Source organism: Acidovorax sp. Root70 (genome assembly GCF_001428225.1).
Lineage (GTDB): Bacteria > Pseudomonadota > Gammaproteobacteria > Burkholderiales > Burkholderiaceae_C > Acidovorax.
On sequence record NZ_LMHQ01000006.1, the window covers coordinates 76522 to 101017 of the forward strand.

Genomic DNA, 24496 nt, shown 5'->3' on the forward strand with positions numbered 1-24496 from the left:
CTGCAGCGCCGATTGACCTCAGTGGCTACGCAATCATGTCCAACTTCGCGCGCAGTACCCAAAGTGCGCGGGTTTTGGCGTTCCTGCTTCGCATCGACAGTGTTGATGCGTGGGCGGTGGACTTCAAAGAGGACGAGGCAGCGAACGCACTGGAGGTCAAGGCATTTGTGACGCAATTGCAGGCATTCCTGAACTCCGGGGGGATGGACAGCCTGCAGGTTGCGCCGCATGAGTTTTTGGAGCTGCTGGGTGGCATGCGGTCCAGCCGATGCCTCTACTTGCTCAAGAAGGCGAGCGAGCAGAACCCTGTGCTCGCCGACCAGATAGAAAAGCTGCTTGGTGAGGCCAAGCCAGCGGATCGGTTGGTGATGGTCGTGCGTCGGAGGCTGGAGGCCTTCACCAAGGCGCAACTGATCGGGGAGATTTTTTCTAATTCACGGCTTGAGCGGATCAAGTCCATCATGGGAGTTGAAAATGGGAAGCGCTGAGAACGTAGTGCCGGTGTTGGTGTCCCGCAAGAACTTATTGCCGGATTTCATGCAAATCTTTTTCAGCAAGGGGTTCATTGCTGGGGTTGCGCTGGGTGTTGCTGCGCTGGGTGGCGGGTACGCCATCTCTGCTTCTGGCGGCGGCGGCTCGCCCTCTGATCCGACCAGCACGCTGCTTTCCGATCAGGAATCTGTCATCACGGCGCAGATGCGTGCGGACGCGCAGGCGTGTGCGAGCGGCACGCAGCAAGGCACTGTGGGCAATGCGATCAATATGTCGCTCAAGGCCCATTTGGAGTTGGCTTCGGCTTCGCCGAACGTTGAGCAGCTCTTCGACGTGAATGCGGACTGCTTCGCTGGCCTCAGCGCGCTGCTGGACTTGTCCTTTGCAATTCCTTCTCTGGCTACCATCATCGCAGCGGCGCAGGCGGCTGTGATTGCCTACGCCAAGAAGAAAATTTGCTCCGCTGTGTCCAGGGTTACCGGCATGGTGACTGGGCCAATCAATCAGGCCATCGGACAAGCGAACCAATACATCGGTGCACTCAACGGCCTGAGCGCGAACCTCAATAGTTCTGGTGGCATGTCGTTGCTTGACCCGAACCTGGGTGCTAACTACAACATCGGTCAGTCTGGCACCTACAACACCGGGCAACCGTTTGGCAACCAGCCACAAGCGACAGTGCCTGATTCTGCGGGCGGCAGCGGGTCTGGCACCGGGACAGGTACGGGCACGGGCACTGGCACAGGGACTGGAACGGGCACCGGCACGGGAACGGGCTCGATGACGGGCAATGGCCCAGGCTCTTACTTCGCCGTGTACTCTGGGCTGATTAACCAGTTGAACACTGCCGAGGCGCAGCTTGCTACCGCCAACCAGAACTTGGCCGCAGCCCAGCAAGCAGCCAATGTTTGCGTCGCGGATTGCACGTCGCAGCAACAGGCGGTGGTTGCTGCGCAGACGGCGGTGAACAATGCACAAGCAGCAATCGACACCATCCGCTGCAGGATGAACAACCTGCAGGCGGATGGCACGATCCCCGCAAATGCTTGTGTCACCTCTGGCACGACTCTTTCGAGTCGTTCGGTTCAACAGAGTCAAAGCCCGCAGAGCCTGACACAGAAGCTGACCAACCTTTTCCAGTGATGCGCGCATCATGAAAAAGTCCGTCGCATCTAAGCTGGCTCAGGTGGCCTTGGTGGCCTCCCTGGTAAGTGTCTCAGCCCAGGCCCACGCCTTTGGCTGGGCCTCGGTGGTGTCGTGGTTTATGACGATGCAGCGCGAGCTGAGCGCCTTGGCAATTGCGGTCAAGCAAACCGCAGTTGCATCGAACCAAATCAGCGATGCCGAAGTCAACACCCGCAAGCAGCTTGCGGTGGCGATGGGCGCGGTGATGACCAGTGAACGTGTGCGGGAAGTGGTCAAGAACTACGACCCGTCGCTCGGTCAGCCGATGTTGCTCAAGTGCGAGGCGCAGTTTGATCGTCGGCTGCAGGTTGAAGTCATCAACCAGTCGGAGAAGAACGCCCGTGTTCTGGTGTCCAACTTCGCCTCGGCGTCCACACCATCCCGTGCCGCAGCGGATCGGGATGTGCTGACCCAGCATCGTGAGCTGTTCTGTTCTGTGTCCGAAGCGAAGCAGGGCTTGTGCGAGCTGAAACCAAACGGCATGCAGGGCTGGGATGCTTCCTACTCAGGACCATTTGGCGAGCAGACGATGACGCCTGATGTGGAGCTGGCTGGCTACAACTACATCACCAACGTGGTGGACACCAGGGCGTCTCATTCCATCAATTGCAAGTCCGAGGCCTGCGCGGCGGCGCGGCTTGAGAACATGCAGGCCACTGCCATCGGTTCGATGGTGGCGGAAAGTTTCATTGGACAGTTGAGCATGCGCCGCTCGACTCGTTTGGAGTAGTGACTATGCGTAGACGTAATCGACATGCCGCCAAGCGGCATATCCTGCAGGCCTCTCTGGCTGCAGCGCTGGGTAATCCGAAGGTCATTGCGACCGGCGCGATCTCTGCCGGTGTGCTGGTATCGGGCGCGGCCTATGGCGCGCTGTACGGCTTCGGGCCTGCTGAGACGTGGACCATTGGGATGATTACGGCCATGACCAGCGCTGTGTCGGCCCAGCTCGCCGCCTTCCAGGCGCTGTTCATGGCGCAGAGCCAACTGCGGTTTGAGCAGGTGATTTCGGCTGTGGCCATCGCCACCAAGCAAGAGTCTGTGTCGGCGAACCAAGTGGTCGATGCCACGCGCAATTCCGGCCAAACCCTTGTGAATGCTGTCCGTGCGCAGCGCATCAACGATGCCACGGTCAAGGCCTACTTGGACTACTCGCCAACTACTGGGCAGGGCTTTGACGCCTGCGGCACTGTGGCGCGCAATCAGTCCTTGGACAAGGCATTTGATGACGTGCCAGGGCTGGCGCGTCAAACACTGGCTCAGCTCGACGTTGCGCCTGGGCGACTGGTGGATTCGCGCGTGGGCGCTATGTCAAACCGGCTGAATCTGCATCGGACGAAGTTCTGCTCTCCAGCCGAGGCCAATGCAGGTCTGTGCAGCGTCGGTAGCGTTCCTGGCGGCGACACGAATGCCGCTCTGCTGTTTACTGGCGTGGATCAAGGTAGCGATGCGGCAGCGGCCCGCAAGGCGTTCATCCAGAACGTGGTGGGCGCCCCTGATGAGCGGATTACGCGGGACGCGGGTCAGTCACCTGCAGGGCAGGCCTATGCCTTCGAGAAAAATCGCAAGGATTCCCTGTTGTCGATTCCTGCGTACTCCCTGGCGATGATCGACGCCAACAACACGCGCAGTGAAGCCTACGGTGGCAAGTCTGCCAACGAAATGATGAAGCTGCGCGTGAACCAGTATTTTGGTGGCAAGGAAGCGCAGCAGTGGTCTTCGTCCATGGCCGCGCAGACCACACGCGGGCTCGTCGTTGAACTCACCAAAATGTCGGGCCTGGAGGTGTGGATGCGCCATAAGCAGTACGAGCAAGGCCAGCGGATGGAGGCCAATCTGGCGGCATTCGTTTTGAGCAGCACTGATGACATGCAGGCCGAGGTCGATCAGAAGTACGACGCTGTGCTCCGACAAACGGCAGCGCAGGCAGTTCGGCCATAAAGGGGGCGGTATGCGTACAAGATTGAATCGTGCAGCACAAGCGGGCAAGACCGGGATGACCCGCGCCCAGCGGCGGGTGGTCACTGGCCTTGCAGGACTGACAGCAGCGACTTCGTTCGCTGCTTTCTGCCCACCGCAGTATCAAGAGACATGGGTGTACCCGGCGTTCGTGGCTGCGACCTCCACCTTGACGGCGCAGATCACGGCCATGGACGTTGCGCTGTCGGCGCAGCTCTGGTTCCAGAGTGAGCGACTGATTAGCGCGATAGCGATCATGACCAAGCAGAAGGCGGTTGCCGCCAACCAGATCGCGGATGGCTTGCGCAACACAAATCAGAACGTGGCAGTAGGCCTGAATGCCCTTGCAACTGCAGAGCGCGTGAAGAAAGCGCGCTTTGAGTATGGCGGTGACTTCGGCCAGGGCTACTCCCCTTGCTACGTGTTCCAGGGGCGTCTGGGGATAGCGCGTGCTGAGTCTGACCTGAGTGGTGCTTCTGCGGCTGCGCTGCGCGCAGACGTTCAGGCAGCTCCGGGCCGCTTTTCTAATCCGATCACCGCTCAGAAGGAGATGCAGATGGAGCACAACCAGCTCTTCTGCACTCAGGATCAGGCGAGTTCTGGCCTGTGTACCGCGCAGGGTAGTTTGCCAGGGGCCAATCTGAATGTGGCGACGCTGTTCAAGCCAACGGCGGGGGAAGAAGACCTGACGAAGGCCAAAACCTCGTTCATCAATTTCGTTGCTGGCCTGCCCGATGGTGAAGTACCCCAAGGCGGCGGCTCTTCCCAGGTTGCAGCGACGTATCAGCTCGCAAAAATCCAGAAAGACGCGGTGCGCAGCAGTGCGCTGGCATCCTTGACCCAGATTCGCCTGGAAACCACCAGCGGCGGTCACGGTGAGCATGGTGACGGCGATCTCCCGCTCTCGATGCAATACGCCACCGAGGTGAAGCGCTACGCAGGCAATACGCCTGAATACAAGCGCTGGTCCAGCGTTATGGCTGCCCAGAATGACCGTGGCGTGATGGTGGAGCTGCTCAAGATCAAGGCGCTGGACCTCACCCTGCAGGAGCGCCAGTACCGTCAATATGAGCGCATGGAGGCGCAACTGGCAAGCGCAGTTGCTGCCAACCTCAAGTCGGGTCAGGCCCGCAAGGCGCAGGCCTCGGCAGAGGCCGCAGCTCGTCAGAACGCTGCGAATAAAGTGGGATTGTGAGCATGGCGATGAAGTCTGCCAAGTGGCTCGCTTACCTCGGCTCTGTCGCTGCAATAAGTGCAGCAGGCCTGATGCCGCAATCTGCTTTTGCGGCGTCTGCCTCGTGTGCCATGGACCCGACCAAGGGCGGGGGTGGCATGGCGGCTACAAGCCGCTTTGGCACATGGCGCTCGTACTACAACGGCGGCAAGGGCGGCGGTCACGGGGGTCAAGACTTGCGTGCTGCCGTGGGTATGCAGTTGTACGCGCCGTTCGATGGAACGGTGCTTTACAAGAACGTGCAGCCAGGGGGTGCCGGTAATTTTCTTGCGATCCGCAATGGCAATGGCGATGTGGTCTGGTTTATGCACTTGAGTGGGTATGCCAATGACATTGCTGTCGGCAAGACGGTCAGCGCAGGCCAGTTCGTGGCCTTGTCTGGCAATACAGGTCGCAGCAGCGGCCCGCATTTGCACCTTGAGTACACAGTGAAGAAGCGCGAGGACGCGCGCAATGTGTTTGTGACCAAGGGGATGGAGCGCGAGCAGGTTTTCCAGGCCAAGAACAATTTCGTGCAGAAGAGCGATGGCACGTACACCACCGATCCGGCTGGTTACATGTGCGATCCGTACACCTTCGTGGGCGACGCCACCAAAGACAACGCGGTGTTGGGCAAGAACACCAAGGAGCAGTACCAGATTCTGCATGGCAGTGTGCCCAATGGCACCCCTCCCAACGCGGAGTACACGGATGCCCAGTCTGTCGCAGCCAATTCGGTCGCCGTCCAGGCCAACGCTGTGGGCAAGACCATCCCCGAATTCCTCTCGGATCGTGATGGGTATGGTTCGTTGCCGGGAGTGCGCTACGAGAGCTACAGCAATGTTTCACCCTCGGAAATGATCGCTCGTGAGTCCAAGCGGCGCATGATCGACGCCGAGTGGCAAAAAAACCTGACACAGGTTTCGTCTCGCGCGTTGTGGGTGGACTACGCCCAGACGGTGGCGGTCAGCAACTACATGCAAGAGGCCATTTATCGCAAGCGCGAGAAGGTGGAAGCGCTCCTGGCGACGTTGGCTGCTCAGAAATCTGAGAGGCAACGCAGGGCGACGGATGCAGCGCGCGAGCGCGCTGTAAAGCAGGGTGCGACGAAGGCACTCCAGTAAGGCAATTTCGCGTAGGAGAAGACCATGAGTAGTGAGAAAGATATGGATGAGTTGAAGGTAAAAGATGGTCTTCCCAGCTTTGGGCCAGACCCAAAGGCCGCGAAATCTGCAGCGGCGAAGTCCAAGGATTTAGGGCAATCGAAAAAGCCCGAGCTTGCCCTGGATGCCGATGCGCTCAGTTCGGTTCCTGGCGGGTTGCGCGTCATTCGCGGCGGCGGCGCGGAGATCGTGCAATTCGCACAGGCGCAAAAGAGCGCCCTTGCGGCCCAGGCAGAGGCCATCGTGTCATCCAGCTCTAAAACTGAGAAGGGCTTTGACGCAAAGGTCGGTGTGGACAAGGATGGTGTGAACGCCAGTGTGGGCGTGAGCATGAAGAAGACCACCGAGGTCAAGTCTGAGAGCAAGAGCAAGGGGCAGTTCAGTCTTGAGGACAAAGAGTTCATCGCTGCATTGCAGGCCAAGGGCGTGGACCTTTCCAGCGGGAAAATTCCCTTGGACGTGCTCGCAGAAGTGCTCGCGGAGATGGCTGGAGAGGCCCCCAACACAGCGCTGCTCGATGCGAAGGCCCACGACAAGATGCTTGCTGACATTTCCAAGCGGTTGTCCCTTGGACTGCGCGAAGAAAAGGGCGCCGAGCTGCGCGCCGGGGTCACTGCTGGCGGCGGTGGCGGGCGGGGTGCGCGAGGTGACGAGGCGCCACAGTACGGCAGCTCAGTCGGCGCCGAGCTGGTCGCCACAGGCGGCGCTTTGATCGGCGGGCTTGCTTCCCTTGCATCCGGCTCTGCCAAGTTCATCGGTGCCGCAGTCGGCGCCGCTGGGCGAGGTATCGGCAATTGGGGGGCGAAGCCCGAGTTTGCCGGTAGCAGCTACGACCGCGTTTCCGTCATGCCAACGATCAGCGAGTACCGGATCAACCAGATTGAGAAGTCAACGAACAACTACGAGAAGGCGCTGAACAAGTTTTGGCAGGTTGCGCCGATGGCTGCTCTGCGTGAAGAGATTGAAGAGCGTGCGCGCAAGACGGGCATTTCTGTGCCCGATGCGATGGCAAAGATGAAGCCCGGTGGTGAATGGGCCGAGCTTCACGACAAGTTCGTGAAGGAGGTCGCTGAATCACCGGATGCGCTGCAGGCCAAAGTGTCATTGGACAAGGCCCTCAAGAGCTACACAGGGCAATACGAGCACAGCGCCGAAGAGCTGATGAATGCCGACATGACCGATCCCAAGACCATGAAGGCGCGCAACAAGGTGGACGCCTCCAAGGACAAGATGCAGGAGCTGGCAGCAGAAACCCCCGTGTTTGGTGGCGAGACGGAATCGCATGCTGAGCGCCTGAAAGCGGCTATCCAGGCGATCATTGAGCGCGTTAGGGAGCTGCTGCAGGCTGTGGGCGCGAAGTTTACTGGCGGCGAGCAAGAGCATGCAGCACCCTGAGTCCTTCGACCGCACCCATTTCCCCCGGCTGAGCCTGCTGCGGGCATCGGCCAGCGACTTTGGTTTGCAAGACGCGGATGCCGTTTGTCTCGATGCGATCCTGGGCGCAGCCATTTCCTTTGGCTCCGAGGCAGAAGATGGTGCGTTTTCGAGCATCCATCTGGCCTATGGGCAAGGCCAAGACCGGGTGAAAGTCACTGTCACCGGCACACGCGATGAGGGTTACCAGCTCGTTCTGGAGCGCGCCACCAGTGGTGCGAAGGAGTCGTACATGGCTGGGCTCGCTGCTACCACGTTGGGCGGTGGTAGTGCCTGGAATGTGGTGACGGCGCATGTAGCTGGGCAGCAAGCGACGGCAGGCAAGGTGCTCGCCGAGATCGCCGAGCTGCGCAGCCTGGTTCTGCAGGATAAAGAGGTCGGTGAGCGGCTAGAAGCGGTGGAGTGACGCAGTGAAGTGGTTCAATCTTTCCCGCTATGCGGCCAAGCTCACTGTGCTGCCAAAGTCCGATGCGCGCACGCGCACGGTACTTCGGTTGGAAATGCCGCATTCCAGGGATTGGGCAGCGCAGCGGGCCATTGCCCAGGTGCTTGACCCCACCGTCGCTGAGCGCTACACCCCTGATCGGTTCCGTGAAGCGCTGGCCGATATGGGGTTCAGCGCGATGGACAGTACGCGGCTCGCCTCCGGGACTGCTGCTGACTTCAATGCCCATGGCGCCGAGTACCCTACCTTCGCAGCAGAGGCCGTGCGCGATTCGATCAAGCTGTCTGATCTGCAGCGGTTGTTCCCAGGCCTCACGGTGAACGATGTTGAAGACATGCCGCTTGAGCGTGTTCTGGTGGCGAGTGAGGACTTCCAGGGCTACGAGGCGCGTTGGGAGCGCCTGCGCAGGGCGATGGTGAATGATTCCATCGGTGTCTGGGTTCCCAATCAGCAGCCATGGGGTCAGAGTGACAAGCCACTGCCACTGCGGGAGGCACTGGAGGCGGCCGGTTTGCTGGGTCAGGACCGGGATAGGACCATAGCGATTGCGCTGGCCCTCAAGGCATCGCAGCTTGGCTATCGCGATGATGCTCTGGCGGTTTACTACGTGAACGAGGAAGCCGCCCAGGCGGATGGGCTCAAGGAGGGGCAGTACCACCGCAGCGGCTTCGCTGCCAGCGTCCCCCTTGCTGTGGTGGGGCAGGGCAAGGTCGTGGCCTTGCGCGACGTGTGGGCGATGCCCGATCTGCGGCGCACCATCTCGCCCGAAAACGCGCTCTGGCTGCGGCAGGACGCGGTGCCGCAATCGCTCGTGGTCGATTACCTGCGTGAGCGGATGGCCTACGCTGCGCGACTGGAGATTGCGCTGAATCGCCTGGATAGTTGGATCGCCGATCCCAAGCAGCTCAAGGACGAGTCGTCGGATTTGGTGTGGGGACAAGTGGCTGTCTTCAACGAGGGCCATGCCCTGGTCGAACGCCACTCGTCGCTGGCCGATTCGGTCTTTGGAGACACTGAGCTTGCCATGGAGCGAAACGATGCCGGTAGCTGGCGTCTTCGCAAGCTCAACAACATCGACAACAGTGCTTACGAGTCCCTGGCGCTGAGTGCTGAGAAGCTGGGTATCGCTTCCAAAGACAAGGTGCTTGACACCCTGCTGGGCGCCCGCCTGCTGTGGCAGAAGATGGTCAATGCGGAGATCGCTGCAGAGCGAGATGCGGCCATGGCCGCAGCCAAGGCAGTGCAGGCCAAGCCTGTGCAGCAACCATTGGTGGTCGATGCGCCCGACACGCGCAAGCATGTGGATGTGGGCGAGAAGATCGGTGGTGCGCGCAAGGACTATGCGAAGCGCGCTATGGCCCTTGACGATGTGTTGGCGATGAATGATCTTGAGATCAAGTTGCACGTCAACAAGCAGAACGTGTGGCCTCCGTTGAACTATGCGGCCATGAAAGAGGCGGGGGTGGAGCCGAAGGTGGCGATGGCCTTGAAGCTGTTCAAGGACAGCATCAACACCGTTCCCATGAAGTACAGCCCACTCAGTGATCGCGAGTGCGCCGACAATTTTGTGACGGCTGTTGGTCGGATGCGGGACTTCTTTGAAGGCGTGAAGACCGAGGCTGAATTCAGAAGCGCAGCGGTAGCTGCCGGTGAATATCTCTCGCAAGGGGATAGCACCTTGATCTACGGCGGTTCCCTGTGGCACCAAGTAGGAAGGGACACCTCCAAATTCCTCCAGCGGGACTTTTTCTATGCTGCCGAGAAGAAGATCCAAAAGGCAACGCGGTCATGGAATTCTGCGACCCAGCGGATTGAGTACGCAGAGCCCTGGACAGCCCTTGTCAAGCCAGCCAAGACTGCGACCGAGGAAGAGGCCGCAGAGCGCAAGCGCCGCACGGAGATTGACAAGGAGCTGCATGTGCCGCACCTTGAGCACCTGCGCCGCATTGGCGAAGATTGGCGCGATGGCCGTGACGTGACGGCAGATGAGCTGCTTGAGCGCTTCGGGTTCCGGGCTATCGAGTATGGCGAGTGGCTTCCACAAAAGGAGCGGCAAGCGGTCATCAATACGGCATTCGACAGCTTCGCCGATCTCGCCCAGGCGCTGAATCTCAGGCCCCAGGACTTGAGCATGGGCGGTAAGCTGGCTGTTGCCTTCGGCGCTCGTGGAACTGGGGGCAGGGGGGCGGCACTTGCTCACTATGAGCCGGGGCGTACCGTCATTAACCTCACTCGGCTCAAAGGTGGCGGGTCACTGGCGCACGAGATGGGGCATTTTCTGGATCACCAGATCGCGGCGCTTTCAGGTGGTGGTACGTATGCCTCCGAGATGACGAGTCCTCCCTTGGATTCGATGCGCACCCTGTCTACGCGGCTCAGTTGGCGCAACGCGACGGTCGAGGAATTGACCGAGCTGGCGTCTCGCAATGCTGCGCGCAGCAAGTCCAATGCGGAATCCTGGCTGGGCAGCGTACCAGTTGAGCAGCGGCCCGAGGCCCTTGCTGATCTGGGGCATGCGGTGGACGCCATGCGCAGGGACATAACGCGGCGCGTGGAAGCACTGTTGCCAGATACCTTGGCCAACAACCCGTACCGTGGTGTTCTTGGCGAGGCTGGCGTGATTTCGTTCTCTGTGTTGCACAGCCTTGCTGACGAGGTGCGCGATGAAATGAGTACGAAATGGCGCGGCAAGCTGGGCAAAGATGGCTTCAAGCACATGCGCGATAACTGCTGGCACATGGGTAAGGCTCTTGGGCTCGGTAGCACCTTGCAGGCCTATGCAGAGCGTGGCCTGCCGGTGCCCGAGGTGCTGCTGGGTCAAAGTAGTTTGCGCAAGCAATCGGTGTTCAGCCGTGATGCAGAAAAGCTGGACAACCTTCGGTCTGCGCCCTACTGGAACACCACTCGCGAGCTGTTTGCTCGCGCCTTTGCGGCCTATGTGCAGGACAAGATTGAAGAGCAGGGTGGGCGCAGCGACTACCTCGTCCACGGCGCGGGCGATGGGCGAAAGGTGGCCGACATTGATGCCAGCCCTAACCCATCGGGTGAGGATCGGGAAGCGCTGCGGGCCTGCTTTGACAACCTGCTGGATGAGTACCGTGCAACGCTCACCAACGAATCAACACAGGACATGACACCATGAAAATTCAAGCTCAAGACTACAAGGACATGGTAGCCACGCCGGAGGCCCACTTGGAATTTCTGCGGCACGCTACGCAGCTCGCCGAGGGGATCGAGGGCACGGGCCAGGACGTGGCGCGCAAGCTCAACACGGCGCTGCGCGAATCCATCGAAGTAGCGGGGCAACCGTTCACCCAGGCCCGCCATCTTGTGCAGCTTGAAAGACACAGCGACGGCTGGGACTTGGAGGGGACGAAGCCCGAAGTGCTGCGCGAAGTGATCCAGTTGTCGGAAGGCTTGAAGGCCGTGGATGCGGGGTTGGACCTCCCGCACTTCACAACTGGATTCGAGTGGATGCGCGAGCTGGCAGGCGGTCCCGAGGTCGCTCCGTCGCGTTGAGCAGCGCAACCGGACCAATTCTCGGCATCCGCGCGATCAAGAGCATGCCCCACTATGCCCAGCATCACGACGCTCCCCCCTACGGGGTCTGCGCTGCAGGCCTGCAGCGCCTGGGCGCGTAGACGCAGCAAAGCCCGCCGCCTCGGACTGCTCCGAGGTGCGGCGGGCCTGCCAAGAGTCAGCGGCGGGTTACTCCAGACCTTCCAGATTCCCTTGGCTGGCTTTGGCCGCGCGCTCCGATGCGCGGCTGCTGCGTTTCTCGGTGATCGACTCCAGGGCATCGTGTGCCTCTTTCAGCGCCAGGAGTGCCGCCGCGTCCACCTCGATTTTCTGCCCCTTTGGCATCCCGCTGGCTTCCCAGCGGGCAAGGCCTTCGAGCACGCCGCCGCGCGTGCGCTTCCCGAAGAGTTCGCCAAATGCGCCCGTCACGGTTCCTGCAACCTTGGGTGGAATGCCGGCGCCGCGCACAGCTCCGCGAGTGACCTTTCCACCCTTGTTGAGCGTGCTTTGCATGTATTCGCCAGCGGCTTCGCCATGCAAGCGCACAGCTTCGATGGCCGCGTCTGCGGACACCTTGCCACTTTTGACCAGTGCATGCACGTCGCTGTTCGCCATGCCCAGCAGCAGCAACTGCTCCACGCGAGCCACGGTACGGTGCATTTTTTGGGCGATCTCCTGATTGGAGTAGCCCTTGCGGTGCAGTCGCAGGTAGCCGATTGCTGTGTTCAAGGGGCGAAGCTGCAGGCCATCTGCAGAACGCAGCATCACTTCGATTCGTTCCGCATCGCTGCCCTTGAAGCTCACGCATTCGAGGTAGGGCAGGTCGTGGCCACGTTCGATGGCAAGCATTGCGCCACGTCGCCGCAGGTGGCCTTCGACAGGGCTGATGTGGCCCTCATCGTCGGTCCACACGATGAGCGGTGGCACGTAGCGCCCCGCAGCATATGCGTCTGCGAACGCCTCGATTTGAGCGATGACCTCTGGGTCGTCGTAGTCGCGCAAATTGAAGCCCTCGACTTCGATCAAAACGCGAGGATCGACTTTCCACAGGTCAGTCTTCTTCACCGCGTTGTTGTCTTTGTCGGCGGCCATTGCTTTCAGGGATTTACCGGACATTGCTGCGATCCTCCATGTGATTGTGCATGTGTGTATTATGCGCCGCAAACATGGCGTATACGCCATGGCGAGAGGCAAAAAAGCAGCTTTAATTTGTATCTAAATGTGGCGTATGCGACATGTTCATGGCGGAAAAGCTGCTTGAAAATGGTTCTGCGTTGGTGTTCATGGCGTATGCGCCATGGATGGGTGTTGGGTGGCTGCTATAGTCATTTGGATACATGGAAAGGATATGGCATGGCCACAGACAAATTGCCGGGGGATACCTCCCCGTTGGAGCGATTGACACCCTCCGAATTTCGTGCCGAAGTCGTGCGCAAAGGATGGACCTTTGTGGCGATAGGTCGGCGCTGGGATATGTCAGCCAACTGGCTGCAGAAGGTGGCGGGGAACGCACAACGGCCCAGGTATTGGGATGATGCAATTCGAGGTCTTCCCGACCGCGCGAAGGGGGAATGACGTGCGTGTGACATGGGGATACGCAGCACGGGACTTGAAGGCTGGAAACAAGGTTCCTGTAGCGAGTGACACGGCCTACACGGTGAACGGGCACGCGCTGATCTGCGGCATGACCGGAGCTGGCAAGACGTTCACGCTCAAGCGCATGGTGCGCGAGATGAGCGCTACGAGCGATGCAAGGCATCCACCGAGGTTCCATGTGTTTGACGTTCATGGTGACATAGTTATCGACGGGGCCAGCAACGTCATGTTCTCGGAACAAACGGATGTGGGCATCAACCCACTCAAGCTGAGCGCAGACCCTCACTTCGGGGGGGTGCGCAAGCGGGTGCAGGGATTCATGGCGACCATGAACAGCGTGATGCGTGAGTTGGGGCCAAAGCAGCAGGCCACCCTCCGCAATGTTCTGTATGACGTGTACGAACGTCACGGTTTTCGTCAAGACGACCCCAGCACTTGGGCCGTCAACGAAAACGAGGCGCACCTGATGAGCGATGGCAGCGGCAAGCTCTACATCGACGTGCCGCTCGCTGAAAAGGATTCTGCTAAGTCCTTGGGTGCCCGGTGGGATGCAGGGGCGCGTTGCTGGTACATCGACGCCAGGGAATATGACGGTGCCATCACCAGATGGCCTCCGAAGACGCTGACTCGGACCTATCCCTCGATCAGCGATGTGCTGCGGACAGCTCGCTACATCATGAAGCAGAGCTTTTTGGGAAGTGGTCAGGAGGCCATCACCTGTCTGGCGGCGGCAAACAAAGCATCTGCAGCCTACCAACGCAAGCTGCTTGAAGCCTTGCGCAAAGGTGAGCGAGGCTTTTCTGACGAGAAGATGCAGGCTGACATTGATAAGGCCAAGCAGAAGGCCATCGAAGCCTATACCGAGTATGTGACCTCGATCTCGACGGGGCGCGAGGTTGATGATCTGCTGCGCTATGACAGCACCGATGTGTTGAAAGGTGTCGTGGATCGACTGGAGAACATGAATGCCATCGGTGTGTTCAAACCGAAGCCACCACCATTCGATCCGAATGCGTCGGTGTGGCGCTACGACATTCGGGCACTGGGTATGGAGGAACGAAAGCTGTTCGTTCTTTTCAAGCTGCAGGAGCTTTTTGCGGAGGCAGTTCAGTCTGGTGAACAGGCCCAGGTTACGACAGTCATCGTGGTTGACGAAGCGCACGTATTCTTTGACTCGGACTCAGAAAATATCCTCAACACAATCTCGAAGGAAGCTAGAAAGTTCGGCGTTGCTTTGATCTGCATCTCGCAGTCGCCAACACACTTCTCGGAGGATTTCATTGCGGCTGTGAGTACCAAGGTGATCCTTGGAATCGACGAGCTTTATTGGCGCGGTGCGGCTACCAAGCTGCGCGTGGAAGAGCAGGCGCTTGCCTGGATCAAGCTGCAGAAGTCGATGCTGGTCCAGATCAAGTCTCGCGGCGCTCCCAAGAACGATTGGCATTGGGTAGTAATACCGGAGATGGCCCATGGTTGATGTTCACAGCCTGCTCGCGTCGTTGTGGGCGGCTGTGCTTGCCATGTCTCCAGTTGAGATGCTGGGTGCCGCTACGGGGATCTCCGGCGCGGTGTTGCTCGCTTGGCGGGGGCGGCTCGCCCCTTGGGCTTGGGTGTTGTGGATCGTGTCCAGCATCGCCTGGATTGTTGCTGCATACCGACTGGGTTCTCACCCTCTGATAGCGCAGCAAACGATCTTTCTGTGTGCGAATCTGCTGGGTGTGTACCGATGGCTCATTCGCAAGGAATGCTGATGCTCGCGGAGCTGGCCGTGCGCTCTAGTGGAGGGCTGTCTGATGGGGGCATTTGATCCCAGCGCAATGCATGTCACCAGACTTGCTGAGGCCGATCTGGGGGAATCAGTGGCGGACACCACCGCGCAGATCAGCTTGATCGCCGATGGTGACGTGCGGCAGCGATGTGCGAGCGCCAAGTTGGCTGCTCAGATCGTTTCACGGGTGTACCACGTCAGTGCGGACCTGGGCGACGGGGAGATTCTTGGCGGGATGACGGATGTGCTCAAGCGGCTTGCTGCAGTTCGTCAGACATGCCTGTCAATTGCCGGAGTACCCGAAGACCATCCCGACTACGGCGCGGCCTTTTCGATGTGCACTGCTGTGGCTCTTGAAACCGTGACCGAAGAATTCAAGTGGCGTCAGATCGGGGGGCGCACGAAAGAATTGCCGATGGCACTCTTCGGGCGCCTGATTGAGGCGGTGAGCGCCAAGCAGCCCAGGTTGTTCCCGAAATCATCGGGGCAGTTGGACCTTGGCGCCGCGCGCAAGCTCGCCACACTGCACGCGGCCCCGGTGATGATGGGACTCGTGAACCTGTTCGACTTCTACGTGATGGACACGGAGGCGATGGCGTGCCGTCTGGTCTATGCCGTGGCAGCGCAAGCGGAATTTCACGCGCTACAGGGCGTGGACGGGATGACGGAATACGGGCAGGCCTTGATGATCCAGCGCGCTTACGGGGTGAGTGTGGATGTGATGGCCCAGGTCTACAACGCATGCGCACGCAAGGCGGTCGAGAAGCTGCAGGACATGCAGGAGATCGACCGAGCGTTTGCCATTGGCAACTACGAGCGCATCGGCGGCATGAACTACGAGCATGTGCTTGAAGAGCATGACCGGGTGATGCGCAAGACATACGAGGTTTGTGAGTTGATCGTCATTGCCCAGTCGGGCAGATCGGAGGGTAAAAATGTCTTTTGAGGAAAAGAACTGGGAGTCTTTGATGACCCTGGTGACGGGATTGGCTGAGCGTGAGCACGCGCAGGGCACGCAGTTTTTGTATGACAGGGCTCGCCTGTTCCCCGAGGATGTTGCGGACATGCTTCTGCCCTCGGTGATTTGCCTTGCACAGGGCGTCTCGCGCTATGTGGGTATGGGCGAGTTTGGCTACGACTACAAGCTCGATCCTGAGAGCAAAGAGGCCTTCCCCCTGGTCGCTGCGCGAAACATGGACAAGCTGGCTCCATTTCACCGCGTCGGCCCGTTCGTTGTCGAGGTGTTCGACTCCTATGTGCTCGAACACCGTGCGGATGTGGCTCGTGTTTTCGAGGCGGCTGCACAGTCCATCCATCCTGATTTCACCTTGGAGCGCAACACACGAGTGGGGCGTGAGGCAACGGCTTTCGGCAACCAACAACAGGGGCCACGGGTATGAGAACTTACGGGCAAGAGCGTGGCGCGGCCACGCGCAAGACAGTCCAGATCGCGCGGGAGCCGGTGCTGGAGAAGCTGGTCATCCCTGACCTGATTGCCATGGCCGATGCAGGCAAGCGTGTTGATCGCAATGTCCTGCTGTGGATGCAGGACTCGTGGGTCCAGCAGGCCATGGTCGAAAATATGCCGCTGCTGATTGACCTCATGCGAAAGGGGCGCGAGGACGGCAGCTCGCCGGAAGAGCAGCACCGTGATCGCATCCAACTGCTGGCGAAGCTGGCGAAGGAAACCTACTCATCCGAGAAGTCGCTGGGGCGCGGAGCGGACCTCAAGACCTATCTGGAAGCTGCGACAACCTTTTTCGAGGCCGAGTCCACCCGCTATGCGGGGCATCTCAAGGACATTTCGGAAGAGATCGCCAAGGCCATCGCCAACGGCGAGCGGCCTGACGTAGACCGGATCGCCCGCTCGATCTACGGCTCTACCTCGAAAATCCTGGGCGCCATGGATAGCTTAGAGCACCTGAACAAGGCCAGCGCGGACGCGGTGAAGAGGGCGATGGAGCAGGGCATGGAGCGGATCGGGATGATCGCGGCCACCAGCGGGCCGCTGGAGGTGAACCGCGTGTTGTTCCAGGCGATGGATCAGATCAGCAAGGAGCCGCAGCGCTACGTGCTGTTCACTGACCCGCAGCGCATCCAAATGCCCGACTACCAGCTCTGGGACTTCGAGCCTGAGCATCGGGCTCATTCGCTTTAACCAAAAAATTTCAATAATTGAAACGACGTTTTTTTGAACATAGTTCGAGAATGTGCGTTAGTATTGGTGTCATAATGGCAGCGCGCCGCCATGGTGGCGCGCATCGGAATGGAGTATGAGATGAGCAATCTGGAACAGTCGATCAAAGCACGCAGTCTCGCTTTCGGGAACTACATCGACCCGCAACGCGAGCTGTTCGATGCGCCCCAGCTCTCCCTGGTGCAAGTTGATTTGCCCGAATACGCCAATAGCGGATTGGGTCGGGCTCTGTTAAGCGTGATTCGCTACCAGTTCACCGATCTCGATGGCGCCTTTGGCGTCGAGGGTATGTCCGTGGGGGCAGACAGCAGCCGGGGCACGATGGTTTACAAGGACATGCAGCCCACGGTCGTGGCTGCAAGCCATGCCGAGTTGCATGCGAGCAATCCCGAATTGGCGGAATCACTGCGCAAGGTCAATTTGCCACCTGAGCTGATCTCCATCGGTGTGCTGCGCGCTGCACAGTCTGCAATCCCTTTCGAGGACTTGTATCGGTTCATTGAGGTGTACCACGCACGCGCTTCTTGGATTGAATCCCATCCTGTCGAGGTGAAGTTTGCGAATCTGGAGGCCATGTCCGGTGGTTCTGGCATCCAGTGGAGCCGTGTATTGCCCAATGGGCCATCCTTCGAGTAAGGGGTGATGATGGCGACCAGCTTCGCTGACGCAATTCGGGGCCGTGTCTACGGCTACCTGACCGCTGCAGGGGCGGAGTTGACGCGCGACGGCATTGAGCCGCTGCGCGTTTCTTGGCTCGTGTCTGGCGTTGAGCTGGATGGAGTCAGGGCCAGCTTCTCCGATGCGGATGGGGTGATCGAGTTTGGTGTGCTGTCCCGTGTGAACGGCGTGCCGACGAATGTCCTGAATGTCACCCTGAGTCTGGACGACGACGAGGCTCAGATTTACTGCCTCTCCGAGGAGCGTGCAGACATGAATTTCACGGGGCCTGTGGGTGCGGAGCAGGCCTCCGATGGCCTGTTTCTCGCCTGCGACTACTTCGCTGAGGTGACGGGGTTGGCGGCGCGTTCCTGACGGGCGTCCCATGCCATGGCTGAGACGCTTGTCATCATTGAAGCACCCGGCAAGCGCGCGAGCTTGAAGGATGTGCTTTGGCGAGCGGGGATGCGTGGCTTCGAGGTGGAGGCAACCGCAGGCCACATCGCAGGCAACCCGGCGCGGTTGTCGCCACTGGGAATCACAAGCAGCTTTCGCGAGACAAACTATGCGATCCGGGAGGATCGCATAGCTACCTGCGAACGCATCCGAGAGGCTGCGCAAAGCACTACAGGCCGGATCGTCATCGCCACTGATGACGACCAAGAGGGCGACGTGATCGCCCGAGACGTGTGGCGTTTGGTCATTGCCCCCGAGGATCGCTCGCGGGTGGTGCGTGTACGGCTTCGTGCCCTGTCTCCGTCAGAGGTCCATGCTGCCTTCGAGGACGCCGCGCCCTTTGATCCGCTCTCGGCGGCAAAGGGCGATGCAAGGCGTGTGCTTGATCGCCTTGTCGGCGCACTGTCCAGTGCTGAGGGCGCGGTGGGGAGAGTGCAGGGCTCGCTGCTCCTGGCTTTGACTCAGCAAAAGCCCGTGGTGGGGGTTGCAACCTACACAGCTACCGCCGAGGACGGCTGCGAGCCTTGGATTGCGCAGCGGCCAGTGTTTGCGGGCGATGACATACCTGATCCCGTGATGCTGGATGTGCATTTGTCGGTGGGCAGTAGCGTTGAATCGACGGTCGGCGCCCGTCCCCTCAACTACGGTGAGATTGTCCTGCTGTCGAGCGTGGAGACTGGTGCCGAAGTTGCTGACGTGTCCAGGGCGATGCAGGACTTGTATGAGCGGGGACAGATGACCTACCCGCGATCAATGGCCCAGGCGATCAGCGTGGACGCAGCGCGGCGACTTGATGTGATCGCCCGCATGAACGGCGCCGCCTTCGACGCGGAGCGTTTCACCGCCGTGCGCGCACATGGGCTGCAGGTTGAGCACGGCCATGAGGCGCCGAATCCCGCGACCTTCGAGGTGCCGTTGAACCGGGTGGCAGAACTGCTGTCCCTGCCGGAGCATGTGCTTGTGCTCGTCGCTCGCAATCTGGTGGATTGTGGAGTGCGTTGCACGCTGGAGCAGCCAGCGCTGCGCGATCTGCAGAGACTGCCTGATGAGCTTGCAGGTTTGCCTTGGCACCGAAAAACGGAAGCTGGGTTGCGTCTGTACCCAGTGGTTGTGCCGGAGGCAGGATTCAAACCTTGGACCCAGGAGCAGAGCCTGCTGCATCTCATGCACAAGAACGGCCTTGGCCGTCCTTCGACGCTGGTGGAGCATGTCAACAAATTCGCTGCGCGTGGGCTGGTGACAGAAGATTTTGAGTTGACGGCAAAGGGGCGAGACTGGAGTGCGAACGTTGGCCAACTGTTTCAGCACCGCAACCTCGCAAAAATGGTTGAGGATTACCTTGGATCGCACCGTGACCCAGCAGCCTTGATGGTTGCTGAGATGGTTGAGAAATTTGGCATTCCCGTTGTCACGGACGATGGAATGCCTTTAGCGCAGGAGCATGAATATGGACAAGCGAACGAAATATAGGCCCGCCACTTTTCTGGAGGTAGAAGACCTCTACGGTGGCCGCAAGACCGTCATGGTCGGCGCCGATGGCATCACATTCTGGGATGCCATTGACGCGGAGAAGATCACGCCGCTCGTGATCCACCCTGTCTTCAAGCCGGTGGAGATTGGGCCTTTGATCGAGTTTGCGCGCAAGAACGATCTGCTGGATGCACTCCGTGCCCTGACGCAGCACATCAACGAAACCCAAGGGGGGCGCAGTGAGCGCGATCCCCTGTATGTGATGCGTGTGCTGGTCGCTTACTCGAAAGGTGCTTGCGACGGCAGCGTCGCGGCAATTCGTGTCGCCGTGCTCGCGGCGAACGAAGAGGAAGCCCGCGCCATCAAGGCGCAAGAGATCGTTGAGCAGTTCATCAATAAGGCTGAGCAGGACGCAGCAGGCCAAGCGCACTGAGGGGATGGTGATGGGAAGAGTCTTGATCGTTGCCGAGAAGCCATCTGTTGCCGGTGACATTGCGAAGGCGTTGGGTGGATTCAGCAAGGGCGACGGCTGCTACGAGCGTAGCGACGCGATTGTGTCGAATGCACGCGGCCACCTGATCGAGATTTTCTCGAAGGAGGCCGACGAGGGTGGCAAGAGTCTGAATGACCTGCCGGTGATCCCCCAGCGGTTTGAGCTGCGTCCTACCAAGGACGCAGGCCCGCAGCTTCGGCAACTGGTCAAGCTGATGAAAGACCCATCGGTCACAGAGGTGGTGAATGCGTGCGACGCTGGGCGCGAGGGTGAGCTGATCTTCCGGCTCATCTTCGATTACGCCGGATGCCGCAAGCCCATGAGCCGCATGTGGCTGCAGTCGATGACGCACGACTCCATCCTTGAGGCCTGGAAGCACCGCAGCGACGGTGCGACATACCAGGGCCTTGCTGATGCTGCTTATTGCCGCAGCGAGGCCGATTGGGTCATGGGGATCAATGGCACCCGTGGTGTGACTCGCCTTCACGAGCGCCAGAATGGCGCCTACGAGCTGATGAGCGTAGGGCGGGTGCAGACGCCAACCCTGTCACTGGTGGTAGCGCGCGAGCGCGCTATCAAGGGGTTCGTGCCCAAGGATTTCTGGGAGGTGCGCGGCACATTTGGTGTCGCTGCTGGGAGCTACCAGGGGACTTGGTTTGATGCCAGCTCAAAGGCCGAGGCTGTTGATGAGGTGGACGACGACGAAGCTGGTGCCGAGCCCGAGGCCTCGTCGGGCCAGCGCATCTTCGACAAGGCCAGGGCTGATGCCCTGGTGGCGAAGTGCCACGGTGTCCCGCCCAGCAGCGTGACTGAGGAGGCGAAGCGCACCCAGGAAGCGCCGCAGCGTCTGTTCGATCTGACCACGCTGCAGCGCGAGGCGAACAAGCGTTTCAAGTTCTCCGCGAAGAAGACGCTGGACATTGCCCAGGCGCTGTACGAGACGCACAAGGTCACTACCTACCCTCGGACTGATGCAAAAGCGCTGCCGGAGGATTACGTGGCCCCTGCAGCAGCGCTGATGGGCCAATTTGGGGGGACTGCCTATGCCGCACTGGCGCAGGCCGTCATCGACGGCGGCTGGGTGAAGCCAAACAAGCGGATTTTCGACAACAACGAGATTTCCGATCACTTTGCGATCATTCCTACCGGCACGAGGCCTAGCGGTCTTTCCGACGACGAGCAGCGTGTCTACGACCTGATCGCGCGCCGGTTCATCGCGGCCTTCTACCCGGATGCGGTGTACCAGACCACCACCCGCATCACGGTGGTGGCTGACGAGCGTTTCCGTACCTCTGGCCGGGTGATGCTTGATGCAGGCTGGCGTGTGGTGTGGGGTGGCGACCGTCAAAAGGGTGATGCTCCAGGCCTTTGTGCCTACGAGAAGGGTGAGGCGGTACGCAACCAGGGTGTCCAGGCGGTTGGCAGCAAGACCAAGCCTCCAGCTCGCTACAACGAAAACACGTTGCTGGGAGCAATGGAGAAAGCCGGGAAGACCCTTGCGGACTCCGAGCTGCGCGCGGCGATCCGCGAAACTGGCCTGGGCACGCCCGCGACACGGGCGTCCATCATTGAAGGCTTGCTGAGCACGGGTAGCAGGGAGAAGCCCAAGCAGCCCTACATGACCCGTGAAGGCAAAGAGCAGTTTCTGGTTCCAACGGACAAGGGCGACGGTCTTTACGAGTTCCTGACCCGCAACAACCTGTCCGCTCTCACCTCTGCTGAAATGACGGCTTCGTGGGAGCACCGTCTGCAGGACGTGCAGCACGGGCGCCTTGCCCGCCATGAATTCATGTCCGGCATTGGCAAGAGTGCGCGCGACATGATCGACGTGCTCAAGGGCAAGGCATCGGCAATGCCAGAGCCTACCCAGCGGGTTTTCAAGACCCCATGCCCGAAGTGCGGCGGCGAGCTGCGCGGCAACCGCAAGCTCGAATGCAGTTGCGGTTTTGGGATCTGGACCACGGTGTCGGAGCGCGTGATAACGCCCGACGAGATGACCGAGCTGTTGACCAAGCGCCGAACGGGCTTGCTCAAGGGCTTCCACAGCAGCAAGACCAAGCGCAAATTTGACGCGATCCTCGTGCTCAAGGACGATTTCTCCATGGGCTTCGAGTTCGCCGATTCAGCGGAGTCCAGCGGCGCCGCTGCAGCCGCCAAGCCATTCGAGGCACCGTGTCCACGGTGCCAGGGTGAGTTGCGCCATCTGGGTGGCGACAAGCCCAGGTACTCGTGTGCAACAGGGGACTTCACGCTGTGGGCAAACATCGCTGGCCGAACGCTCTCAGAGCGTGAGGCCTTGACGCTGATCCGCACGGGCTCATTGGCTCCAGTGAGTGGGTTCACGTCTGCTGCCAAGAAGAAATTCGCCGCAGGCCTGCGCCTGGACCCAGCGGGCAAGGTTTCTTTCTTTTTCGAGGACAAGTGAGGATTCCATGAACGATGAAATCGACGTGACGATTGCCGAGCGCGAAGACGCGGTTCCCCTGGACTTTCTGGAAGAGATCGTTGCGGAGTACCAGCGCAACGTCATCTTCGACGGCCAGCAGCTCGTGGCTGCAGGAGGTTGAGGCATGGACGAAAAGAAGCCACGCCCGAATTTCACCCAGGACGTGACCAACAAGGTCATAGAGCTGATGGAAACGGAGGGCACGAAGCCGTGGGAGGCGAGCTGGGATCGAGGGTTGACCAAGGCCTTCAATCCCTACACGCCGCAGAAAGGCAAGCAGGGCCGCGAGTATCGCGGTGCCAATGCTGTGAACCTGCTCATGGGCCAGCTCGCACGCGACTCGGCTGACCCGCGCTGGCTGACGTTCAATCAGGCCAAGCAGGCAGGGCTTTCGATTCGCAAGGGAGCGGTGTCGGAGGCGGTGATGTTTTGGCAGTTTCCTGAGTCCAAGCCCAAGGATGTGGAGTGGTCTGCAGGGACGGACAAGCCTGCTGTCGAAGCTGTCTATCAGCTCAAGAGCGGCAAATATGCCGCCTACGGACGCCTCGGCTGGATGAAGGAAGCGGACACCATTGAGGCGGCGCAGAATGCGCGCGTCACAGGTAGCAGGTTCCGTGGCCACGACTCGTACCAGTGGGCTCCGGTCGATGACTTGGAGGCTACGGCCAGGGTGGAGCGGCCAAAGCCCATCTATGCCCTGGTGTTCAACGGGGCCGATGTGGTGGGCATGCCGCCCATGAAAGAGCGGCGCCCGTTCAATGCCAATGAGCATGCAGAGCGCCTGATCCAGGCAACCGGCGCCGTGATCGAACATCGTGAGCTGACCCGAGCTGCCAAGGGCGCTTTGGTCAATAGAGCCTTCTACGATCCAGCGGGCGACGAAATCACGGTGCCGCCTCGCGGTCACTTCAAGACCCCAGGTGACTACTACCGCACTGTCATCCACGAGATCGCGCATTGGACGGGCCACGAGTCCCGGCTGAATCGTGGCGTTGAGGATGCCAAGCGCGACTCGCCCGAATATGTGTGGGAAGAACTGCGCGCCGAGATGGCGTCGGCCATGATCTGCGCCGCACTGGGCGTGGAGGGCGGTCTGCAAGACCACGCGGCCTACCTTGATGACTACATCAAGCTCTTGAAAGAGGACCGTTCTGCGATCTTCAAGGCGGCTCGCGACGCCGAGAAAATCTACAACGCAGTCTTTGACTTCGACCCAGAGCTACGCGCAATTGTTGAAGGGCACCTTTCCGACAACGCAATTGGCGCGGCTGACCCCAATGCGAAGCGTCAACAGGGCATTGACCTCAAAAAGATCATCAAGGGTGAGCTGCCGAATTTTGCGCCGATCAAGCCCGCAGTCACGCAAGAGCCTGTTGCGGAACCGCCTGCTGCGCCAGGGGGTGGGCATGTGGCGTGGCCGATGCCCGCTGCCGCTCCCGTTGTCACCCCGCCGCCCGCTGCGCCAGGGGGTGGTGGGGTGGTGTGGCCGATGCCGGTGCCGGTGCCGGTGCCTGTTTCCCCGTCACCGGCTGCTCAAGCTGGCGATGAGGATGTGGAGATTGACTTTGGAGGCCTCCGCTTGGGCGACGAGGCAACGCAGCAGGTGAATGCGGGCGTCGCCCAGGACCAGGACGATGAGATCGCGCTGGACGGCTTCGAGCTGGATGTGGCGTTGGACGGCCAGTACAGCGACATTGAGGTAGGTGGACCCGCGCCGTAGGCGCTGCACTCGTGGAACAAAAATGGCATCTATCAAGGCAACAAGAGACGCGATCAAGGAACTTCCAGGGATGACTGCGCTGCACGCCGATGGTGAGTGGCGTGTCACAGTCAACCTGTACAGGCTTTCCGAGCGCTATCCCGACAAAGGCAGGGCATGGTGCGAGGAAAGGCAGGAAGCGATTGCGTACTACACAAACGACGCGGACGATGCGCTGGCAACGGCCAAAAGCATGTCGCAAAACTGGGTAAATGAAGGACTGAGCATGGAAAACAAAGAACAT

23 protein-coding genes and 1 pseudogene are annotated in these 24496 nt (G+C 60.1%); 23 read left to right on the top strand and 1 reads right to left on the bottom strand.

The window, feature by feature from the left end; translation table 11 throughout:
• Window positions 1-35: 35 nt before the first annotated feature.
• From ASD94_RS04625 to ASD94_RS04670, 10 genes are read left to right on the top strand one after another with little or no spacing between them, the layout of a single operon-like run.
• On the top strand, window positions 36-488 hold the full coding sequence (locus tag ASD94_RS04625) for a type IV secretion protein IcmW (RefSeq protein WP_156391347.1): 453 nt from the start codon (window positions 36-38) through the stop codon (window positions 486-488).
• The gene (locus ASD94_RS23470) at window positions 475-1635 is read left to right on the top strand and encodes a hypothetical protein (RefSeq protein WP_056639307.1); all 1161 of its coding nucleotides are present in this window, start codon (window positions 475-477) and stop codon (window positions 1633-1635) included. The genes ASD94_RS04625 and ASD94_RS23470 overlap by 14 nt, the downstream gene beginning before the upstream one ends.
• Window positions 1636-1645: 10 nt before the next feature.
• On the top strand, window positions 1646-2407 hold the full coding sequence (locus ASD94_RS04635; RefSeq protein ID WP_056639309.1) for a hypothetical protein: 762 nt from the start codon (window positions 1646-1648) through the stop codon (window positions 2405-2407).
• Window positions 2407-3618: a hypothetical protein gene (locus tag ASD94_RS04640; protein ID WP_235510566.1), complete on the top strand. Its 1212-nt coding sequence runs from the start codon at window positions 2407-2409 to the stop codon at window positions 3616-3618. The genes ASD94_RS04635 and ASD94_RS04640 overlap by 1 nt, the downstream gene beginning before the upstream one ends.
• Before the next feature lie 55 nt (window positions 3619-3673).
• On the top strand, window positions 3674-4831 hold the full coding sequence (locus ASD94_RS04645; protein ID WP_200954188.1) for a hypothetical protein: 1158 nt from the start codon (window positions 3674-3676) through the stop codon (window positions 4829-4831).
• Between the two features lie 2 nt (window positions 4832-4833).
• Window positions 4834-5973 carry a M23 family metallopeptidase gene (locus ASD94_RS04650; RefSeq protein WP_082576755.1) on the top strand — a complete coding sequence of 380 codons (1140 nt, stop codon included), beginning with the start codon at window positions 4834-4836 and terminating at the stop codon, window positions 5971-5973.
• Between the two features lie 24 nt (window positions 5974-5997).
• On the top strand, window positions 5998-7407 hold the full coding sequence (locus tag ASD94_RS04655; protein WP_156391348.1) for a hypothetical protein: 1410 nt from the start codon (window positions 5998-6000) through the stop codon (window positions 7405-7407).
• Window positions 7394-7852 (top strand): hypothetical protein, encoded by a 459-nt coding sequence (locus ASD94_RS04660; protein ID WP_056639317.1) that lies wholly within the window; start codon window positions 7394-7396, stop codon window positions 7850-7852. Before ASD94_RS04655 ends, ASD94_RS04660 begins: the two co-directional genes overlap by 14 nt.
• Before the next feature lie 4 nt (window positions 7853-7856).
• Window positions 7857-11033: an LPD1 domain-containing protein gene (locus tag ASD94_RS04665; RefSeq protein ID WP_056639319.1), complete on the top strand. Its 3177-nt coding sequence runs from the start codon at window positions 7857-7859 to the stop codon at window positions 11031-11033.
• Window positions 11030-11410: a hypothetical protein gene (locus tag ASD94_RS04670; protein WP_056639320.1), complete on the top strand. Its 381-nt coding sequence runs from the start codon at window positions 11030-11032 to the stop codon at window positions 11408-11410. The genes ASD94_RS04665 and ASD94_RS04670 overlap by 4 nt, the downstream gene beginning before the upstream one ends.
• Before the next feature lie 189 nt (window positions 11411-11599).
• Here the strand turns inward: ASD94_RS04670 and ASD94_RS04675 are convergent, their stop codons facing one another.
• Window positions 11600-12526 (bottom strand): hypothetical protein, encoded by a 927-nt coding sequence (locus ASD94_RS04675; RefSeq protein ID WP_156391349.1) that lies wholly within the window; start codon window positions 12524-12526, stop codon window positions 11600-11602.
• A 418-nt stretch (window positions 12527-12944) separates the two neighbouring features.
• Here ASD94_RS04675 and ASD94_RS04680 point away from each other — a divergent pair, with 418 nt between their 5' ends.
• From ASD94_RS04680 to ASD94_RS04735, 13 genes and pseudogenes are all read left to right on the top strand, one after another.
• Window positions 12945-14483: a DUF5710 domain-containing protein gene (locus ASD94_RS04680; RefSeq protein ID WP_235510569.1), complete on the top strand. Its 1539-nt coding sequence runs from the start codon at window positions 12945-12947 to the stop codon at window positions 14481-14483.
• Window positions 14476-14757: a hypothetical protein gene (locus ASD94_RS04685; protein WP_056639323.1), complete on the top strand. Its 282-nt coding sequence runs from the start codon at window positions 14476-14478 to the stop codon at window positions 14755-14757. The genes ASD94_RS04680 and ASD94_RS04685 overlap by 8 nt, the downstream gene beginning before the upstream one ends.
• A 42-nt stretch (window positions 14758-14799) precedes the next feature.
• Window positions 14800-15720, top strand: coding sequence for a hypothetical protein (locus tag ASD94_RS04690; protein ID WP_056639326.1), 921 nt, complete (start codon window positions 14800-14802; stop codon window positions 15718-15720).
• Entirely contained in the window at window positions 15710-16174 is a 465-nt protein-coding gene (locus tag ASD94_RS04695) for a hypothetical protein (protein ID WP_156391351.1), read from the top strand. Before ASD94_RS04690 ends, ASD94_RS04695 begins: the two co-directional genes overlap by 11 nt.
• Window positions 16171-16932: a hypothetical protein gene (locus tag ASD94_RS04700; protein WP_056639330.1), complete on the top strand. Its 762-nt coding sequence runs from the start codon at window positions 16171-16173 to the stop codon at window positions 16930-16932. The genes ASD94_RS04695 and ASD94_RS04700 overlap by 4 nt, the downstream gene beginning before the upstream one ends.
• Window positions 16933-17052: 120 nt before the next feature.
• Window positions 17053-17607, top strand: a complete 555-nt coding sequence (locus ASD94_RS04705) for a hypothetical protein (RefSeq protein ID WP_056639353.1) — start codon at window positions 17053-17055, stop codon at window positions 17605-17607.
• 6 nt (window positions 17608-17613) lie between these two features.
• Window positions 17614-18003 carry a hypothetical protein gene (locus ASD94_RS04710; RefSeq protein WP_056639331.1) on the top strand — a complete coding sequence of 130 codons (390 nt, stop codon included), beginning with the start codon at window positions 17614-17616 and terminating at the stop codon, window positions 18001-18003.
• Window positions 18004-18018: 15 nt separating this feature from the next.
• A complete protein-coding gene (locus tag ASD94_RS04715; RefSeq protein ID WP_056639333.1) occupies window positions 18019-19554 on the top strand; it encodes a toprim domain-containing protein in 1536 nt (511 codons plus the stop codon).
• Window positions 19532-19987: a hypothetical protein gene (locus ASD94_RS04720; protein ID WP_087864245.1), complete on the top strand. Its 456-nt coding sequence runs from the start codon at window positions 19532-19534 to the stop codon at window positions 19985-19987. Before ASD94_RS04715 ends, ASD94_RS04720 begins: the two co-directional genes overlap by 23 nt.
• 22 nt (window positions 19988-20009) lie before the next feature.
• Window positions 20010-22472 (top strand): DNA topoisomerase, encoded by a 2463-nt coding sequence (locus ASD94_RS04725; RefSeq protein WP_200954189.1) that lies wholly within the window; start codon window positions 20010-20012, stop codon window positions 22470-22472.
• Window positions 22473-22479: 7 nt separating this feature from the next.
• Window positions 22480-22614: a hypothetical protein gene (locus tag ASD94_RS24175; protein WP_255357421.1), complete on the top strand. Its 135-nt coding sequence runs from the start codon at window positions 22480-22482 to the stop codon at window positions 22612-22614.
• 3 nt (window positions 22615-22617) lie between these two features.
• Complete coding sequence (locus tag ASD94_RS04730; RefSeq protein WP_056639337.1) at window positions 22618-24213, top strand: ArdC family protein; 1596 nt, start codon at window positions 22618-22620, stop codon at window positions 24211-24213.
• A gap of 22 nt (window positions 24214-24235) precedes the next feature.
• A pseudogene (locus ASD94_RS04735) lies at window positions 24236-24496 on the top strand (hypothetical protein); the annotation flags it as partial.

Excerpts from the sequence above, each read along its gene's own strand:
- ASD94_RS04625 (WP_156391347.1), top strand. The coding sequence starts at position 36 with ATGTCCAACTTCGCGCGCAGTACCCAAAGTGCGCGGGTTTTGGCGTTC.
- ASD94_RS23470 (WP_056639307.1), top strand. The coding sequence starts at position 475 with ATGGGAAGCGCTGAGAACGTAGTGCCGGTGTTGGTGTCCCGCAAGAAC.
- ASD94_RS04635 (WP_056639309.1), top strand. The coding sequence starts at position 1,646 with ATGAAAAAGTCCGTCGCATCTAAGCTGGCTCAGGTGGCCTTGGTGGCC.
- ASD94_RS04645 (WP_200954188.1), top strand. The coding sequence starts at position 3,674 with ATGACCCGCGCCCAGCGGCGGGTGGTCACTGGCCTTGCAGGACTGACA.
- ASD94_RS04650 (WP_082576755.1), top strand. The coding sequence starts at position 4,834 with ATGGCGATGAAGTCTGCCAAGTGGCTCGCTTACCTCGGCTCTGTCGCT.
- ASD94_RS04655 (WP_156391348.1), top strand. The coding sequence starts at position 5,998 with ATGAGTAGTGAGAAAGATATGGATGAGTTGAAGGTAAAAGATGGTCTT.
- ASD94_RS04660 (WP_056639317.1), top strand. The coding sequence starts at position 7,394 with ATGCAGCACCCTGAGTCCTTCGACCGCACCCATTTCCCCCGGCTGAGC.
- ASD94_RS04670 (WP_056639320.1), top strand. The coding sequence starts at position 11,030 with ATGAAAATTCAAGCTCAAGACTACAAGGACATGGTAGCCACGCCGGAG.
- ASD94_RS04675 (WP_156391349.1), bottom strand. The coding sequence starts at position 12,526 with ATGTCCGGTAAATCCCTGAAAGCAATGGCCGCCGACAAAGACAACAAC.
- ASD94_RS04680 (WP_235510569.1), top strand. The coding sequence starts at position 12,945 with ATGCAATTCGAGGTCTTCCCGACCGCGCGAAGGGGGAATGACGTGCGT.
- ASD94_RS04685 (WP_056639323.1), top strand. The coding sequence starts at position 14,476 with ATGGTTGATGTTCACAGCCTGCTCGCGTCGTTGTGGGCGGCTGTGCTT.
- ASD94_RS04690 (WP_056639326.1), top strand. The coding sequence starts at position 14,800 with ATGGGGGCATTTGATCCCAGCGCAATGCATGTCACCAGACTTGCTGAG.
- ASD94_RS04695 (WP_156391351.1), top strand. The coding sequence starts at position 15,710 with ATGTCTTTTGAGGAAAAGAACTGGGAGTCTTTGATGACCCTGGTGACG.
- ASD94_RS04700 (WP_056639330.1), top strand. The coding sequence starts at position 16,171 with ATGAGAACTTACGGGCAAGAGCGTGGCGCGGCCACGCGCAAGACAGTC.
- ASD94_RS04705 (WP_056639353.1), top strand. The coding sequence starts at position 17,053 with ATGAGCAATCTGGAACAGTCGATCAAAGCACGCAGTCTCGCTTTCGGG.
- ASD94_RS04710 (WP_056639331.1), top strand. The coding sequence starts at position 17,614 with ATGATGGCGACCAGCTTCGCTGACGCAATTCGGGGCCGTGTCTACGGC.
- ASD94_RS04715 (WP_056639333.1), top strand. The coding sequence starts at position 18,019 with ATGGCTGAGACGCTTGTCATCATTGAAGCACCCGGCAAGCGCGCGAGC.
- ASD94_RS04720 (WP_087864245.1), top strand. The coding sequence starts at position 19,532 with ATGGACAAGCGAACGAAATATAGGCCCGCCACTTTTCTGGAGGTAGAA.
- ASD94_RS24175 (WP_255357421.1), top strand. The coding sequence starts at position 22,480 with ATGAACGATGAAATCGACGTGACGATTGCCGAGCGCGAAGACGCGGTT.
- ASD94_RS04730 (WP_056639337.1), top strand. The coding sequence starts at position 22,618 with ATGGACGAAAAGAAGCCACGCCCGAATTTCACCCAGGACGTGACCAAC.